We start from the raw sequence: 17010 nt of genomic DNA on the forward strand, positions 1-17010 counted from the left end.
GGCGAAGCAGCACGCGGAGGAAGTAGCCGTGGTGGCGAAGCAGCACGCGGAGGAAGTAGCCGTGGTGGCGAAGCAGCACGCGGAGGAAGTAGCCGCGGTGGCGAAGCAGCACGCGGAGGAAGTAGCCGTGGTGGCGAAGCGCGCGGAGGAAGTGGCCGCGCAGGAAGTACCTTTGGCGGAGGTAACTCACGTGGTGGTTATGCTGGCGGCAAAGGTCGTTCGCGGAGCAAGTAGAGTATTTTTCGGATTAGAGAGGGGCGTGAGCCTCTCTCTTTTTTTTGCATAGATTACGTTCAAGCTGCTCATGATAATACAACATACCCAAGGTCTGTTGTATTTGATGGTTAGAATCTAATAATCAAGGCTGATTCAGTTTATAAAAGCAGGGTTAGGTAGAAGAACAATAGTGAAGTGGAAGGAGATCTTACGATGTCAGAAAATAAACATGTAGTAACCAAAGACGGTGATTTGGAATTGAACAAAGTAGAGGACACAATGGACCGAATCAGTGAGAGTCGTATGAATGGTATCCTAGCTGACTTTGAAGAGTTTCAGAGCTATTTGAATAAAAGACTACGTTTAGCAGAGTCCATTGGTCTTAATGAGGAGCAGTTGGCGCGTACTGCAGAGAAGATTGCTGGATATTTATCTGAGAATGAAGCACCCCGTAACCGTGAAGAGAAGCTTTTGCAGGAGTTATGGAAGGTAGGTACACAAGAAGAGCGACATAAGCTATCTCATATGTTAGTTAAGTTGGCTCGAGTATCGCAATAAGTAAGGGGATGTCTTTTTCCCTATAGGTAGCTAGTTAGTTTAAGCGCAGAGATCCATCCTTCTCCCGTACCTCTGGAGGGGGATTTTTTGAGTATAAATAGATCTGCATACATGCAAGTGGATCATCGAGCTAACCTGCAAACCCAGAGGGATGCTATTTTGTAGAAAAAGGATGGCCCATGGTATAATTTGAGAGCCACTCTAAATAAGAAAGGTCTTGACGACTTATGATAAAGCTTAGCATGCTTGATCAATCGACGATCTCGGAGGGAAGCCATCCAGTAGAGGCACTTGCACAGACCGCTATCATGGCTCAAGAGGCAGAAAAGTTAGGGTATCACCGTTTCTGGGTATCCGAGCATCATTTTGCCATGAGTCTGGCAGGATCAAGTCCTGAGGTGCTGATCTCACATTTAGCCGCTAGAACGTCTACACTCCGGGTAGGATCGGGAGGGGTGATGTTACCGCATTATAGCTCCTATAAAGTCGCTGAGAATTTTCGCTTACTTGAGGGTCTCTATCCTGGCCGAATTGATCTGGGTTTAGGTCGAGCACCAGGTGGGATGCCGCTTGCGACTAAAGCTCTTCAGGAAGGCAAAATACGGGGAGTCGATCGCTATCCCGATCAGTTGGATGATCTAATTGCTTATCTGAATAATAATTTAAGTGATGACCATCGTTTTGCGGGTCTAAAGGCAACTCCAATGGTGGATACCGTTCCAGAAATGTGGTTGCTAGGTTCAAGTGGTGATAGTGCTGTACTTGCAGCGGAGCGTGGAGCGGGATTTGCCTTTGCGCAATTTATTAATGGCCAGGGTGGTAGTGATTATATGCGAAGTTACCAACAACAGTTTCAACCTTCTAGGGTATTCAATACCCCTCAATCCTTAGTAGCGATCTTTGCTATTTGTGCGGATACGGAGGAAGAGGCGAACGAACTGGCTTCGAGTATGGACCTATCTTTGGTTTTATCAGAGAAAGGGGGGGCTTCCACAGGAACACCCTCCATAGAGAAGGCACGGAATTATCCTTACACACCCTATGAACAATTCCGTGTCCAAGAGAACCGGAAACGGATAGTCATTGGGTCACAAGCACAAGTGAAAGAGCAGATATTGCAGATCTGTGAGGATTACAATACGCAAGAAGTGATGGTTGCCAGTATTATGCACCGTTTCGAGGATAAGCTAAAGTCATTCCGTTTGCTTGCTGAGGCTTTTGATCTCCCCAAGGTAGAGGACGGTATCATATAAGTGTGATCATACCCAATATTTGCATTCAGATCGGTTTTAGGTAATGATTAGATGGAAGTATGAGGAATATCATATCACGAGAGCGAGGGTAAATAGATGTCAGTATATAATTTCAAAGCAACGACACCGGCTAATCATGAAGTTCCATTAGATCAATACAAAGGTAAAGTGTTAATTATCGCGAACACAGCTAGTCAATGTGGGTTAACACCACAGTATGGGGAACTTGAGAAGCTATATGAGAAGTATAAGGATCAAGGCTTAGAAATTCTCGGCTTTCCGTGTAACCAATTTGGTGCTCAAGAACCGGGTTCAAGTGAAGAGGCTGAATCTTTTTGTAAGGTGAACTTCGGTGTAACCTTCCCTGTCTTTAGTAAAGTTGAAGTCAATGGTGAAGGCGCAGATCCCTTATTTAAATATTTGAGAGAGCAACAACCAGGAGTAGGCGAAGACAGCTCAATCGCATGGAATTTCACTAAATTTGTAGTGAACCGTGACGGTGAAGTTACTAAACGTTTTGAACCTAAGGAATCCCCGGAGTCTATGACAAGTCTGATTGAGAACCTGTTGTAATCTTATATAAGTTTATAGTGAATCACATATAAAGCCTACTGAATGGCGTATATCCTATTTTGAGTAGGTATTGAGTAAAGACTTTTTGTTATTACAGGCTCTTGCCCGCAATCGTGAATAATTCAACGGTTGCGGGCTTTTATTTGTCTTAGTCGAGGCTGTATCGAGATAATAACTGCCAGATAAGCTCCCTTTGGCTGGTGACCCCTGTCTTGATTGTTGGTTCTCGGCAAAGAAGTTATAGATTTAAAAGCGGAGCGTACCTTGATTTGTTATAATTAGGAAAAGTAATTGGGAGGATACAATTCTATGAACCCAACAACAGACTTCGCGGAAGGATACATCCGCTTCTTGGAGGGAAACCTTGTCTACTTGCGCCCTGTCGAAGTAGAAGATGCCGCAAATTATTATAAAATACTATATCAGCCTGATGTCCGTAGACTAACGGGTACACAGGCTATATTTACACTCTCACAAGTTACAGCTTATCTCGAGAGTAAGGGGGGAGACTCTTCCTCTATTCTACTCTGGATTGCCGTGCGAGACACCAATGAGCACATTGGTGACATTGCGTTTCAGGACATCGATCGTAACAATCGTAGTGCTAACATTCGAATTGCAATCAATGGAGATGAGCATCAGGGCAAGGGCTATGGGTCAGAGGCTTTGCGACTGCTGCTTGATTACGGTTTTGGTATTCTCAATCTCCATCGGATTGAATTGAATGTATTCAGCTACAATGGTCGTGCTTTGCATGTATACGAGAAGCTGGGCTTCGTCCGTGAAGGCGTACAGCGAGATGCACTCTATTATAATCATGCCTATCACGATTCCATCATGATGAGCTTATTGGAGGATGAATATCGGATGCAACTTATAGACTGATGGGAGTATCCACTGGAGATATTTTTCAACAGATCCATGGGCAAATACACAATCTATTTTGAATAAGATTTGATGATCAAACCTTTTCTTATAAATGGTTGGGCTGTTCACCACCATTTTGCTAAGGAAAGGTTTATTTGGTGTGTATTTTGATTAAGAAACGACCCACGCTAGAAGTAATGTTCCTTTCGCGTTGCATTCGTAGACGTTCTGTAGAAAAAGAATCGTATCATTTCGGGTACTTACAACGATTCATTTCATAGTTATTCTGCACTGTATTCAGGTACAATAGGATTATTCGCATGTAGAGATAACATAGATAGAACTATTGGAGGTTACTTACTAGAATGAAACCTATTGTTGAAGTTGCTCAATCCTTCGGTATTGCGGAGGAACATTTAGAGTTGTACGGGAAATTTAAATGTAAATTGAACCCATCTCTTTGGGAAGAAGTAAAGGATCGACCCGATGGTAAGTTAGTATTAGTGACAGCGATGAATCCTACCCCTACGGGTGAAGGAAAGACGCTAACTACAATTGGACTTGCGCAAGCATTGAATGCAATAGGAGAACCCACCATCGCAGCACTTAGAGAGCCTTCTTTAGGTCCATGTTTTGGCATGAAGGGTGGAGCAACGGGAAGTGGTAAAGCGCAAATTGTTCCAGCGGATGATATTAATCTTCATTTCACAGGAGACATCCATGCGATTACCTCGGCTCATAATTTACTGTCAGCGATGATTGATAACCATATATTTCAAGGGAATATACTACGGCTGAATTCAGAGCGTATCGTATGGAAGCGAGTTATGGATATGAATGATCGAAGTCTACGGAAGATCGTCGCAGGTCTTGGAGACGGCAATGGTGTCACGCGTGAGACAGGCTTCATGATTACAACGGCTTCTGAGGTTATGGCTGTGCTCTGTCTCAGTGAGAACTTGACGGATTTAAGGAATAGACTCAGTAGGATGCTAATTGGTTATAACGAAGAAGGAGAGGCTGTAATAGCATCTCAGTTGGGCGCGGTGGAAGCTATGGTTGTTCTACTTAAGGAAGCCATCAAGCCCAATCTCGTGCAGACGATAGAAGGAACGCCAGTCGTGGTGCATGGTGGACCCTTCGCTAATATTGCCCATGGATGTAGTAGTGTGATTGGAACGAAACTTTCTCTGAAATTAGCCAACATAGTCGTGACAGAAGCAGGTTTTGGTGCGGATTTAGGTGCAGAGAAGTTCTTCGATATCAAATGTCGTCAAGCTTCATTGGCTCCTGCTGCTGCCGTACTTGTTGTAACCGTAAAGGCGCTTAAGTATAACGGTGGAGTAGCGAAGCAAGATCTAGGCATGGCCAACGATGAAGCTCTTAAGTCAGGGTTATCCAATATGGAGAGACATATTGAGAACCTTCATAAATTCGGAGTTCCAGTGTTGGTTGCGATTAATCACTATGTTGAAGATACCTCTCAGGAAATAGAATTTGTGAAAGAGCGTTGTCAGCAGCTTGGGGCTCGAGTAGAAGTCTCAAATGTGTGGGCAGAGGGCAGTGTGGGCGGTCGGAAGCTTGCTGAGAGTCTAGTTGAGCTTCTACATGATCAGACGACTACTTTTGCACCGCTCTATGAGGGTGAATTAGATATTCCTGCGAAGATTGAGAAAGTTGTAAGGGAGATTTATCGCGGAGAAGGGGTGTCTTACTCCCCAGCTGCCAAGCGTGGACTTGCAGAGATTATTCGACTTGGATACGAAAGCTTACCCGTATGTATGGCGAAGACGCCCTATTCTTTCTCGGATCAGCCGCGGTTGTTGGGTGCACCGGAAGGTTTTACGATCCATGTTAAAGACATTTCCATCTCCGCTGGCGCAGGGTTTATAGTTGTACACACAGGGAATATTGTGACGATGCCAGGTCTTCCTAAGTCACCTGCTGCGGAGCATATCGCGTTGGATGAACAAGGTGTCATTAACGGATTGATCTGAGTATTATTTCACTTTTTTTCCATAATGTTTAAGGTTATAATCATCCTTAATATAATCTTAACTCATGGAGGAACTTATGGATCGTAAATTAAGAACGATTATTGGAGCTATCGCCATCCTGGTAGGAGTCTTAATTCTTGTCTTTTATCGCGGATCTTCAACATATAGTGAACAAGATATTCCTAGTGATATCGAAAGACGGATCATAGCAAGTGCAGATGGACGTAACGAGGTGTCTGATATAGAAATACGTGATCATAAGATCGTTGGAAAGTACAGGGTCTATCTCTACTCCTACCAGTACCAGGATTCAGGTGAAGCGAATGGCTTCATCATATATGAAGAAACGAAGAGCGAACGATTTACGGTAAAAGATGATAATCAGTTATCTTCTAATTTGAAAAAAGTGAAGTTGAATAAAGGCATGCAATATATCTCTATGGATGGCTATCTCATTTTCTCGGGTATCATTCATGATGAGGACACCAATCGTTTCTCCATAATGTCAGGAACAACTGAGATCACAGATACGTATGAACGAAATAAATATTTCATTAAAGATTACATCCTGAGTAATCCGGAAGAATTTACAATAAAACCATTAGAGCAAGAAATAACAACTCCGTAGCTAGTGAAGTTAGGATGGATTTATTAAGTTGTTATACAAGATACGATGTTGATATGAGAAGGGCTATCTGTGGGGAATGTACCCTCTTCAGATAGCCCTTTTTGAATATAAATGAGGGCTGCTAGGCATAGTAAATAGGTGAATTTAAAATCGTGATCTGCCAAATATTAGATATGACATTCCTCACTCATTTTCATATGTGATCAAGAGTAATTCCTTCTAAATCCTGGAATCCAGCACGGTTAAAGGAGTTACGTAATTGTGAACATTGTGAAAACTTTATCAATGTCTATTGCAATGTGAAATATATCACACTATAATAAGGGACATCAGGTGAAACAATTCACAATACAATGAATTATAAATAGAATGACCATTTGGAGGAGGAAGAAATCATGAAAGTAGTCGTAATAGGATGTACCCACGCCGGAACAGCAGCTATCGTAAACACAGCCAAATTGTATCCAGAAGCTCAAATTACAGTGTACGAACGTAATGATAATATTTCATTCTTATCTTGTGGTATTGCGTTATATGTTGGGGGTGTAGTGAAAGATCCACAAGGACTTTTCTATTCTTCGCCAGAGCAATTGGCTGATCTAGGTGTCAATACCAAGATGCGTCATGAAGTAACGTCAATTGATACAGACAATAAGAAACTAACCGTACGTAGCCTTGTGACAGGTGAACAATTTGATGACACGTATGATAAATTGATCGTTACAACAGGATCATGGCCGATTATTCCGAATATTGAAGGAATCAAATTAGACAATATTCTACTTTCGAAGAACTATAACCACTCCAACACGATTATTGAAAAAGCACAACATGCGAAGCGCATCACCGTGGTAGGCGGAGGTTATATTGGGGTGGAGCTCGTTGAAGCTTTTCAGATGAATGGTAAAGAAGTCACTTTAATTGATAGTGTAGATCGTATTCTGAATAAATATTTGGATCCAGAGTTTACAGAACCTATTCAACAGTCCTTTACGGATAAAGGGATTAAGTTAGCACTTGGAGAGACGGTGACTTCATTTGAAGGCGTCGATGGTAAAGTAACTAAGGTGATTACAACCAAGGGTGAGCATGAAGCAGATTTGGTTATTCTCTGCATTGGCTTCCGTCCGAATACAGAATTACTCAAAGGGCAAGTAGATATGCTGCCTAATGGAGCCATTATTGTAGATAGCTACATGGAGACGAGCAAGAAGGATGTCTTTGCAGCTGGTGATAGCTGTGCGATCCATTACAACCCAACAGGTAAGCATGCATACATTCCTTTGGCAACCAATGCCGTTCGTATGGGAACATTAGTGGCGCGTAACTTGGTAAATCCTACAACTAGATATTTAGGTACGCAAGGAACATCAGGTATCAAAATATATGAGAACAATATTGCGGCTACAGGAATGACAGAATTAGCAGCAAAAGATGAAGGTCTGGATGTAGAGACGGTTACTATGACGGATCATTATCGCCCTGAGTTTATGCCTACATTCGACAGTGTGACCCTGAAGGTTGTCTTCGAGAAATCTACTCGTCGTATTGTAGGAGCACAGTTAATGTCTGAAGTGGACTTGACGCAGTCGATCAATACCATTTCTGTATGTATCCAGAATCGTATGACTGTGGATGAACTAGGATTCATCGACTTTTTCTTCCAACCACACTACAACAAGCCTTGGAACTTCCTGAATACAGCGGGACTACAAGCTTTGCCACCTGTAGCTCATACCAAGAAGGAAATGGCTACCGTATAATCCTATAGATACCTTGTGTAATCAATTAGAACAACCCTTGGCGGATATGCCAAGGGTTGTTTTTGTTATGCTTATTCAACATTTGAATTTCATTTAATGATATGGACACTGAAGGTTATTTACCACAAGCTTCTCCAATTGTCTGAGGATATCTTTAAGCCCATGCTCTTTTTCCAAAAAGGAGATCAGTGCTCGGATCAATATTAACTTGGGATGCTCACACTTTAGTTCTTCTTGAATGAGGAGGGTGGCTTCCTGGAGCTCCTTCTTCTCAGAGTTCGTTATAGAGAGCTCTTTAATCGTCGATATTAGGCGCTGAATGAGTTCGAATATTCGTGTAATATCAGATATGGATTCTCCTTGTAGCGCACATTGCAGATATTCTGTCATATCTGAATCTTGTAATAGCGGTGGTCTATCTTTGACTTGCATATTAGACGCCATATCCTCTATGGATTGAACAATAAATACGGCCATTTCCTGAGTATTCAGCGATTTACTCTCAAAAATCGATAGGAATATAAACTCCCGGACAATGCCATTATAAATAATCACGAGGTCCCAAATATGGGGTTCGATTTCCTCTCCAAATACGCGTATGAGACTCTCCCTATTGTATTTCAGTAGATTCGCCCTTAGACGTAATAAGAAGGGTGCAATTTTTCCATCAGGCACCGTTAACTTCTTCAACTCCTGCATAATGAAATTATTGTTCAAAAAGAACTCAATCTGACATTCCGTTTCGCGAATAAAGACTTCTCTTAAAGAGAGCGTTTGATCTTCACGTATATTTTGAATTTGTTCAGTCATTCTCCCCTGTTGCAACATCAGAACTTCGATGAGTAAATCTTCCTTAGAACTAAAAAAGTTATATACAGAACCTTTTGCCACGCCGCAGTCATCGGCAATGTTCTGTATGGATGTGGCAAGATATCCCCGGTCTAAAAAAAACCGCATTGCTGAATCTAGGATTTTTCTTTTGGTTACACTCACTTTCTCCCTCTTTTCAAGAATATATTGACTTTAGTTAAAAAATAAGTAGAATTAGTTTATCTTATATGACTAACTGGTTTTATTTAAAACTATATGGTCAATAGTACGAATTATTTCATTGTTGGTCAAGATAGAAAGAAGAATAGGAGAGAAATAACTGAATGTCTATCCCAAATGCAACAACTGCACCAGTCAATACAGAATTCTCCATCAAGGCGATTATTGCCCCTCTTATGGCGGTTATCCTAGGAATGATTATGGTCATCCTGGACAGTACCGTTATCAATGTGGCTATACCGAACTTAGAAGAATATTTCGGAACCACCTTGAAATCGATTCAGTGGACCATTACTGGATATACGCTAGCTTTATCGGCCGTTATCCCGTTGGCAGGATGGATGACAGATAAGTACGGAGCTAAACGGATATTCCTGATCACGATTACTTTATTCACGCTTGGATCTGTGCTTTGTTCACTGGCTCAGACCGCAGATCAACTTATTATATTCAGAATTATCCAAGGACTTGGCGGTGGTATGGTTGCTCCGATCGGGATGGCCATGGTCTTCAGACTTGCTCCACCTGAGAAGAGAGGGGCGGTTATGGGGATGCTAGGTATTCCCATGCTACTTGCTCCTGCTGCTGGACCTATTCTATCAGGTTGGCTGATCGAAGTTGCCTCATGGCATTGGATTTTCCTTATTAACGTACCCATCGGTATCGCTGCTGTTATTGTAGGTATTAAGTTCCTTCCTAAATTTGAGAACAAGAAGGTTCCTTCCTTGGATATTCTCGGAATGATTCTCGCACCCATCGCATTTGCCATGTTAGCCTATGGTGTGAGTGAGGGAGCAGCAGATTGGACATCTATAAATGCGAGAGTTGGATTGATTGTTGGTGGCGTTGCGCTCATCCTCTTTATCATTGTAGAGCTTAAACAGAAAGAACCTTTGTTAGAGCTTCGTGTTTTTGGATCCTCTGACTTCACACGCGGTGTGATCTTGTCTTGGATATTTCAGATCGCTATGTTTGGTGCCATTCTGATGATCCCGCTATATTTACAAAATGTAAGAGGTTTTACTGCGCTAGAAAGTGGTTATACGACACTGGCTCAGGCCCTAGCTTCGATGGTCTTTATGCCTATTGGAGGGAAACTGTTCGATAAGTGGGGTGCTCGACCACTTGCTCTGGTGGGTATGACAATAATATCTGTAGGCTTATTCATGCTTTCTCAGATAACCGTAGATACGGCGATATTTATGGTCGTACTTCCACTTATTCTTATGGGAGCAGGAATGGGTCTAACGATGATGCCACTAAATACCCATGTATTGAACGCAGCTCCACGTAGACTTGTAAACCGTGTAACTCCTTTAACAGCAGCTACACAACAAGTTGTCACATCATTTGCTATCGCTGGACTGACTGGATATCTAACTTCCAAAATAGTGAGTTATACGACGACTTCATCTACACCTGAAAACCCTCTACCAAGTATAGCATCTGCCTTCGGTGATACCTTCTTCTTGACAGCTTGTATTGCGGTTGCCGGACTATTGTTAAGCGTAATCTTGCGCAAACCACGGATGAAACCAGGCGATGAACTTGCAGAAGGTGAAGAAATGCCTGATGTAAAGACGATGATTTCACATTAATTTAAATTAGAGAAAATGAAGATTATTACACAAAAGGATGTCCCACTGGCCATGAAATGGCTGTAGGACATCCTTTTGTGTGTCAAGAGTCAACATTATTTTGAAAAATTCTGAGCCACCAATAAATGCTATCAAATCCGGATCCATTGCGTGGAACAGCGTTTAAATTATATTCGAAATCTGCTTCTTGCCAATCAATTAGAACTGACTCCATTTCTCCCTAAGCCCTAAACTTCCATTGCACTGGCTAGTGTGACGAGCTTTCTTATCGTTTCCCAGTTACGTATGGTCGAAGGTACGGCCAACTTCTGAATGTTATTGACAAGTTTAGAATTGCGTATACTATGACGGAATAAAAGGTGGATCTCACGGCCTTCTAGTCTATAATCATCATCTTTACTTCTGGAAGTGTTCAGTCGTTCAATCTGTTCTTGTGAAGGTTCTTCAAGCAATAGGGAAACGTAGAGACTCTCTCCTACAGATGAGGCCTCCGCTTCGGAAACTTCTTCTTCTGAGAATAGGCAATTCTCTGAAATTCTCTTTAACTCCTCGGCCGTTCTAATAATAACAATGATCGAGAAACCAAAGACAGCCTTGATTTCATGTTCAATTCGCTTTCGTAGCGGCTCGACCTCTTCATTCGATTCAAATAGAACATTTCCGCTTTGAATATATGTCTGAACTCGGCTCAGACCCATCGCTTCGAATGTACGCTTCAATTCGGCCATCTTAATCTTATTCTTTCCACCCACATTAATCCCTCGTAACAGCGCAATATAGACCGTCATCTCAAGCACTTCCCTCTATTGGTTTATTATTTTAGCCTGAATGGTGATTATAGTACATCGGCATGGCATACTGTGATTATAATCATTCATGTGATGTGAAACAATTCATATGATGTGAAATAATTCACGTTTAATATTATATTGTGATATATGTAACGTTTCTTATCAAATCAATTGCGTTACAATAGAATTAAATACACAAGATTTGAAGTATTAATTGGATCAAAGGAGATCATACACATGGCCTATTACAAACCGCAGCAAATAGCTGAACTAACGGTAGAAACAGGGACAAAGAAAGCACATAATCCATTATTAACGGTACTTATACTTGGTTTCTTAGGTGGTGCTTTTATCGCACTTGGCTTTTTATTAGATATCCGTGTTATTGCGGGAGCGCCTAAGGAATGGGAAACTATCGCTAATTTTATTGGAGCTTCTATCTTCCCAGTAGGTTTAATACTCGTACTTTTGGCTGGTGGTGAACTGTTAACGGGTAATATGATGGCTGTACCCCTTGCGTGGATGGCTAAGAAGATCTCATTCGCTGCCGTTCTGAAGAATCTCATTCTGATTACGTTAAGTAACTTTGTGGGTGCGTTATTTATCGCCTATTTCTTCGGACACATCGTAGGCCTCACAGGGAGTGGCGTATATTTAGATAAGGTAGTTGATATGGCAGGCCATAAATTAGATGTTAGTTTCGTACAGGCTTTCGTTTCAGGTATTGGTTGTAACTGGTTAGTAGCTTTGGCTGTGTGGCTATCATATGGTGCAGATAATATGAGCGGCAAAATTATGGGGATCTGGTTTCCGACAATGGCTTTCGTGGCTATTGGATTCCAGCACGTCGTGGCGAATATGTTCCTTATCCCGGCAGCCATTTTTGAAGGATATTATTCATGGGGAGAGTACCTGGTGAATTTCGTTCCTGTATGGCTTGGTAATCTGACCGGGGGTGTCGTCTTTGTTGCCGCCGCCTATTGGATGTCTTATTTACGCGAACCAAGTGCCGCCCACGGAACATTACCTAGTCATGTGCAAGCGAAAGATAATAAGCAGAAGCATGCTTGATAGACTAGGGCTGTGAACAGCGGTAGGACATCGCTAAGACAGCAATCGAACAGCAATCGAACATCAAAGTACATCGTAACCATACAGCATCAAAGTATCACAGTATCATCATCGATAGGTCTTCCTTACGAGGGGGCCTTTTTTGAATTACAAATCAAAAAAATTCGCCCTGTTCGAGTTCGGGGGAACGAAACTTGAACAGGGCGAATTTATGATGAAATTCATGGGATATAATAGAAATAATAATCCCTATTCTGCTAGTTATTTTTTACCCTAATCATATAAAATCGAAACACCCTTCAATCTTGTTAGAGTTTTCTTTGCAGAATTGTGGGAGCCGTTTTATGATAGACGTACATATGAAGAGGCAGGAATGGTGAAGAGGTCTATTTTTCAAAGGTAATATAGATTTGAGACATCTGGGAAATGACATCTGAAGAGAATGTTACAAACGCACCCTTATAGAAATAATAGTGTTTAAGCCACAAGGTTGATTATTCTTCGGGCAGTTCGCTCGTGGGGCTACTGATTACGATGTTTGTGTTCCAAGAACTAGGACATAATATGGCAGATGCGGGACTCGTTATTCTTATTCCATCATTAGGTGGAATAGTAGGGAAAATGGTTAGGCGTAATAGCTATATCAAAAAGATAGGTGTTGTAGATTTGTTTAGAAAGGGGTGGTGGGTATGAAATTCAAACAACGTACGATAGCTATCCGTTTATCCGAAATGAAGGATGCGCAGCAAATGATGGATCTAGATGCCATTGTATGGCAGGATTATAATGCTCCTGAACCTCTAAATTGGACCTCACGTGAAGACTTTCTACGTCACTGTCAGCCTGGATTACAGCTTGTTGCGGTCATCGAGGATGAAATCTGCGGCTATGTAGGATTTCGGTATCCAACGTTACTACAGAGCAATCGTCATGTGTATGAGATTAACATCGCTGTACATCCTCGTTATCAGCATGAAGGAATTGGAACAAGATTGATCGAAGCGGTGAAGGAATGGGCAGCTAGTGAAGGCAAGACAAAGTTGAGCTTACGTGTGCTTTCTACGAATCCTAACGCATTGAAATTCTATGAGAAGCTTGGTTTTGTGAGAGAAGGACGACTTATGAATGAGTTCTATGTGAATGGGAACTATGTGGATGATATTTTAATGGGATTCTATTTATAGACTAGTTTGTTAGGGTATCTGATTTCTTTCTCTTAAGAATAGATCTATCTTAATCCTAAATTTAGTGAAGGAGCATCATACAATAGTGAATTTACAAATCGTTTCTGTAAACGTTGGGAAGCCAGTTACTGTTGAATATAAGGGTAAATCATTACAGACCGGAATATATAAAGAACAAGTGGAAGGTAGAGTATTTGTTGGTTCGGAACAAATGACGGGGGATGGACAAGCCGATCTTGTGCATCATGGTGGCCTTGATAAGGCCGTGTGTGCATATCCTTATGAGCATTATTCCCATTGGGAAAAGGAGCTGGATAGGAAATTAGACTATTCTGCTTTCGGTGAGAATTTAACGGTCATGGGATTGCTTGAAACTGAAGTGTACATTGGGGATATTTATCAAGTGGGGGAAGTGGTGCTTCAGGTCAGCCAACCAAGGTATCCTTGCTTTAAGCTGTCCCAGAAGCACGGAGTAACAAACCTTCCAGCCCGGGTCATTGAGACGGGTTACAGTGGGTTCTACTTGCGTGTACTGCAAGAGGGTTATCTATCGGTAGCGTCTACCTTAAAGAAGCTTGAGTCGCATCCAGCACAACTTACGATAGCTGAAGTGTTACATTTAATGACCCATGGCCGAGATGCCGAGCAGGTTGAACAATTAAAGAAAGCTGCCGAACTAGATGTATTGGCCTTAGACCTAAGACAAAGATTTCAAGGCTGGCTTCATATGTAACGAATTATCTTACTTGTCTCCACTCACTTAGGATCATGCCATAGATGGCATGATTAACGTGGCCTTGGGCTAGCTGCTCAGCTTCACGTACAATACCTTCCAGTACAAATCCAAGACGTTCAGGTATAGCGCGGCTAGGATGATTTCCTGTAGCACAACGAATTTCGACTCGGTTGAGATGCATCTCCATAAATGCATAGTCTATGAAAGTTCTGCAGGCACTACTCATGAGACCTTGCCCTTCATAACCTTTGCCCAGCCAGTAACCGATACTAACGGAACGATTGCGCCAATCAATCTCATGGAAGCCAATAATACCTGCAAGCTCACCACGTGTCCAAATACCGGCACTAATACCACCATTCTCGGCTCCTTGCTTAACGGCATTCTTAATAAAGTTGAGTGTATGGTTAACTTCCGTAATGGAATCAACCCATGGAAGCCACTCTCGTAGTTTGTCACGTGAACGATTCGTTAGATCAAATAACTGTTTTGCGTGCTGGTGTGCTAGTGGTTTTAGTTCAGTCTGTTCATCTAAAACATAAGTAAACATGCCATGCAGCCCTTCTTTCCATTCTTAATAGAGTTACCTTGAGCGAGTCTGTTTCACATTTTGTTCGAGGGAATATAAATCATCCTCTAGCGAGGTCATTTGCTGTCTAACGAGGTGTCTAGAATCACTAAGTGCTTGATTATAGACAATGGGTGCCATATGCGACATGAAGAAGTCCATCACACTATCAGCGGCGAGATCACCAATAATCTCTCCACGCTCTTTTTCGAAATATTGTTGAATAAGTAGAATGACCTGATCTCGTTGATCTTTTGAAAGTTTCATCGTTTTCATATACAGAGTACCTCCTAAAATTTACATCGTCCCTATTCATGCTACCTCATAACAAATCCCCCGTCAAAAGGGTAGAGGTGAGGCTTATTGAACTATCGACGCATTACGGGTATATTTATATGAAGAGTTTTAGTACAGGAATAGACAGATAATATAAGGACGAAAGGTTGATTGTCATGGAGAACCCAAGTACACCCTCCAATTTTATTAAGAATGTGATAACGGAAGACCTGAACTCCGGTAAGGTAAAAGAAGTAGTAACACGTTTTCCTCCGGAGCCTAACGGTTATTTACATATCGGACACGCTAGGGCGATCTGGATTAACTTCACCCTAGCCGACGAATTTGGTGGAAGGACTCATCTGAGATTTGATGATACGAATCCCATTAAAGAGGACACAGAATATGTGAATTCCATTCAAGAGGACGTAAAGTGGCTCGGTTTCGAGTGGGAGGAGCTCCGATTTGCATCTGATTATTTTGATGAAATGTACAGCCGTGCTGTCGTGTTAATCAAGAAGGGCAAAGCATACATTGATGATCTTAGTGCGGATCAGATTCGTGAGACTCGAGGTACGTTGACGGAACCTGGTAGTAATAGTCCATACCGTGATCGTAGCGTAGAAGAGAATCTGGAGTTGTTTGAAGGCATGCGTTCGGGTAAATTTGCTGACGGTGGCAAGGTGTTACGTGCCAAGATTGATATGTCCTCACCTAATATTAACCTACGTGACCCTGTTATTTATCGCATATCTCATACTTATCATCACAATACAGGGGATAAATGGTGTATCTACCCTATGTATGCTTTCGCACATCCATTAGAGGATGCTATCGAGGGAATCACACATTCCTTATGTTCACTGGAATTCGAAGATCAACGTCCGTTCTATGATTGGGTAGTGGCTGAATGTGAAATGCCGAATGTACCCCATCAATATGAGTTCGGGCGCTTGAATGTGGCACAGACGTTAACAAGTAAACGTAAGTTGAAGTTACTGGTTGATCAACAGCATGTGGATGGCTGGGATGATCCGCGGATGCCAACAATTTCAGGACTACGTCGTCTGGGTTATACGCCGGAGGCGATTCGTAACTTCATTTATGAGACGGGTATTTCTAAGAGCCAAGGCGTCGTGGATCGTCAAATGCTGGAGCACTTTATCCGTGAAGATCTGAAGTTGAAAGCTCCTCGTACGATGGCTGTATTGAATCCGCTAAAAGTGGTTATTACGAATTATCCAGAAGGCCAAAGTGAATGGCTGGAAGCAGAGAATAATAGTGAAAATCCTGAGATGGGCAATCGGCAAATTCCCTTCTCACGTGAAATATATATTGAACAAGATGATTTCATGGAGGTTCCACCTAATAAATATTTCCGGCTATTCCCGGGTAACGAAGTAAGATTGAAGAATGCTTATTTCATTAAGTGTAACGAGGTTATCAAGGATGAGGAAGGGAAAGTCGTTGAAATTCATTGTACCTATGATCCTGAGACGAAGAGTGGAAGTGGATTTACCGGTCGTAAGGTGAAAGGCACGATCCATTGGATTGAGGCGAGTCAAGCCGTTCCGGCTGAATTCCGCTTATTCGAACCACTGATAAATGATGAGGAAGTTGAAGAGGAAGTCATTGAAGGGGCACAAGAGAAGACGTTCCTTGATCAATTGAATCCCAATTCGCTTGAGATTGTCCAAGGATATGTAGAACCTGGAATGAGAGTGGTAGCACCTCAGGATAAATTCCAATTTTTCCGGCACGGCTACTTTAACGTCGATTCCAAATACTCCACACCTGGACATCCAGTATTTAACCGGATCGTCTCGTTAAAAAGTTCCTTCAAACTTAAATAAACCAATTAAAAATAACGAGCCTGTAGGA

Annotated in this window: 18 protein-coding genes and 1 pseudogene; 15 read left to right on the forward strand and 4 right to left on the reverse strand. The window is 42.0% G+C overall.

Going from position 1 to position 17010, the window contains the following annotated elements; all coding sequences use genetic code 11:
* From J2T13_RS17185 to J2T13_RS17220, 8 genes and pseudogenes are all read left to right on the forward strand, one after another.
* A pseudogene (locus J2T13_RS17185) lies at window positions 1-234 on the forward strand (hypothetical protein); the annotation flags it as partial.
* A gap of 195 nt (window positions 235-429) precedes the next feature.
* Complete coding sequence (locus J2T13_RS17190) at window positions 430-774, forward strand: DUF3243 domain-containing protein (RefSeq protein ID WP_429373445.1); 345 nt, start codon at window positions 430-432, stop codon at window positions 772-774.
* Window positions 775-1001: 227 nt separating this feature from the next.
* Window positions 1002-2027: an LLM class flavin-dependent oxidoreductase gene (locus J2T13_RS17195; protein ID WP_429373447.1), complete on the forward strand. Its 1026-nt coding sequence runs from the start codon at window positions 1002-1004 to the stop codon at window positions 2025-2027.
* A 96-nt stretch (window positions 2028-2123) separates the two neighbouring features.
* Window positions 2124-2600: a glutathione peroxidase gene (locus tag J2T13_RS17200; protein WP_429373449.1), complete on the forward strand. Its 477-nt coding sequence runs from the start codon at window positions 2124-2126 to the stop codon at window positions 2598-2600.
* 309 nt (window positions 2601-2909) lie between these two features.
* Window positions 2910-3485 (forward strand): GNAT family N-acetyltransferase, encoded by a 576-nt coding sequence (locus J2T13_RS17205; RefSeq protein ID WP_429373451.1) that lies wholly within the window; start codon window positions 2910-2912, stop codon window positions 3483-3485.
* A 347-nt stretch (window positions 3486-3832) separates the two neighbouring features.
* Window positions 3833-5464, forward strand: a complete 1632-nt coding sequence (locus J2T13_RS17210; protein WP_429373453.1) for a formate--tetrahydrofolate ligase — start codon at window positions 3833-3835, stop codon at window positions 5462-5464.
* A gap of 76 nt (window positions 5465-5540) precedes the next feature.
* Window positions 5541-6092 carry a hypothetical protein gene (locus J2T13_RS17215; RefSeq protein ID WP_429373455.1) on the forward strand — a complete coding sequence of 184 codons (552 nt, stop codon included), beginning with the start codon at window positions 5541-5543 and terminating at the stop codon, window positions 6090-6092.
* Window positions 6093-6487: 395 nt separating this feature from the next.
* Window positions 6488-7855: an FAD-dependent oxidoreductase gene (locus tag J2T13_RS17220; RefSeq protein ID WP_429373457.1), complete on the forward strand. Its 1368-nt coding sequence runs from the start codon at window positions 6488-6490 to the stop codon at window positions 7853-7855.
* Between the two features lie 93 nt (window positions 7856-7948).
* On the opposite strand, the gene J2T13_RS17225 is transcribed toward J2T13_RS17220, so the two are convergent.
* Complete coding sequence (locus J2T13_RS17225) at window positions 7949-8848, reverse strand: TetR/AcrR family transcriptional regulator (RefSeq protein WP_429373459.1); 900 nt, start codon at window positions 8846-8848, stop codon at window positions 7949-7951.
* A gap of 161 nt (window positions 8849-9009) precedes the next feature.
* Here J2T13_RS17225 and J2T13_RS17230 point away from each other — a divergent pair, with 161 nt between their 5' ends.
* The gene (locus J2T13_RS17230) at window positions 9010-10503 is read left to right on the forward strand and encodes a DHA2 family efflux MFS transporter permease subunit (protein WP_429373460.1); all 1494 of its coding nucleotides are present in this window, start codon (window positions 9010-9012) and stop codon (window positions 10501-10503) included.
* 227 nt (window positions 10504-10730) lie between these two features.
* Here the strand turns inward: J2T13_RS17230 and J2T13_RS17235 are convergent, their stop codons facing one another.
* Window positions 10731-11291 (reverse strand): DUF1697 domain-containing protein, encoded by a 561-nt coding sequence (locus J2T13_RS17235; protein ID WP_429373461.1) that lies wholly within the window; start codon window positions 11289-11291, stop codon window positions 10731-10733.
* A 240-nt stretch (window positions 11292-11531) separates the two neighbouring features.
* Between J2T13_RS17235 and J2T13_RS17240 the strand changes: the two genes are divergently transcribed.
* The 5 genes from J2T13_RS17240 (at window position 11532) to J2T13_RS17260 (ending at window position 14282) form a co-directional block, all read left to right on the forward strand.
* Window positions 11532-12365, forward strand: coding sequence for a formate/nitrite transporter family protein (locus tag J2T13_RS17240; protein ID WP_429373462.1), 834 nt, complete (start codon window positions 11532-11534; stop codon window positions 12363-12365).
* Between the two features lie 142 nt (window positions 12366-12507).
* Window positions 12508-12642, forward strand: coding sequence for a hypothetical protein (locus tag J2T13_RS17245; RefSeq protein ID WP_429373463.1), 135 nt, complete (start codon window positions 12508-12510; stop codon window positions 12640-12642).
* 239 nt (window positions 12643-12881) lie between these two features.
* Window positions 12882-13058: a hypothetical protein gene (locus J2T13_RS17250; protein WP_429373465.1), complete on the forward strand. Its 177-nt coding sequence runs from the start codon at window positions 12882-12884 to the stop codon at window positions 13056-13058.
* Window positions 13055-13549: an N-acetyltransferase family protein gene (locus J2T13_RS17255; RefSeq protein WP_429373467.1), complete on the forward strand. Its 495-nt coding sequence runs from the start codon at window positions 13055-13057 to the stop codon at window positions 13547-13549. Before J2T13_RS17250 ends, J2T13_RS17255 begins: the two co-directional genes overlap by 4 nt.
* Before the next feature lie 85 nt (window positions 13550-13634).
* Entirely contained in the window at window positions 13635-14282 is a 648-nt protein-coding gene (locus J2T13_RS17260) for an MOSC domain-containing protein (protein WP_429373468.1), read from the forward strand.
* Between the two features lie 4 nt (window positions 14283-14286).
* On the opposite strand, the gene J2T13_RS17265 is transcribed toward J2T13_RS17260, so the two are convergent.
* Window positions 14287-14835: a GNAT family N-acetyltransferase gene (locus J2T13_RS17265; protein WP_429373470.1), complete on the reverse strand. Its 549-nt coding sequence runs from the start codon at window positions 14833-14835 to the stop codon at window positions 14287-14289.
* 33 nt (window positions 14836-14868) lie between these two features.
* Entirely contained in the window at window positions 14869-15129 is a 261-nt protein-coding gene (locus J2T13_RS17270; RefSeq protein WP_429373472.1) for a DUF2164 domain-containing protein, read from the reverse strand.
* Window positions 15130-15305: 176 nt separating this feature from the next.
* Between J2T13_RS17270 and J2T13_RS17275 the strand changes: the two genes are divergently transcribed.
* Window positions 15306-16982 carry a glutamine--tRNA ligase/YqeY domain fusion protein gene (locus tag J2T13_RS17275; protein WP_429373474.1) on the forward strand — a complete coding sequence of 559 codons (1677 nt, stop codon included), beginning with the start codon at window positions 15306-15308 and terminating at the stop codon, window positions 16980-16982.
* Window positions 16983-17010 lie beyond the last annotated feature (28 nt).

Source organism: Paenibacillus sp. DS2015 (assembly GCF_050433705.1).
Taxonomy (GTDB): domain Bacteria; phylum Bacillota; class Bacilli; order Paenibacillales; family Paenibacillaceae; genus Paenibacillus_AQ.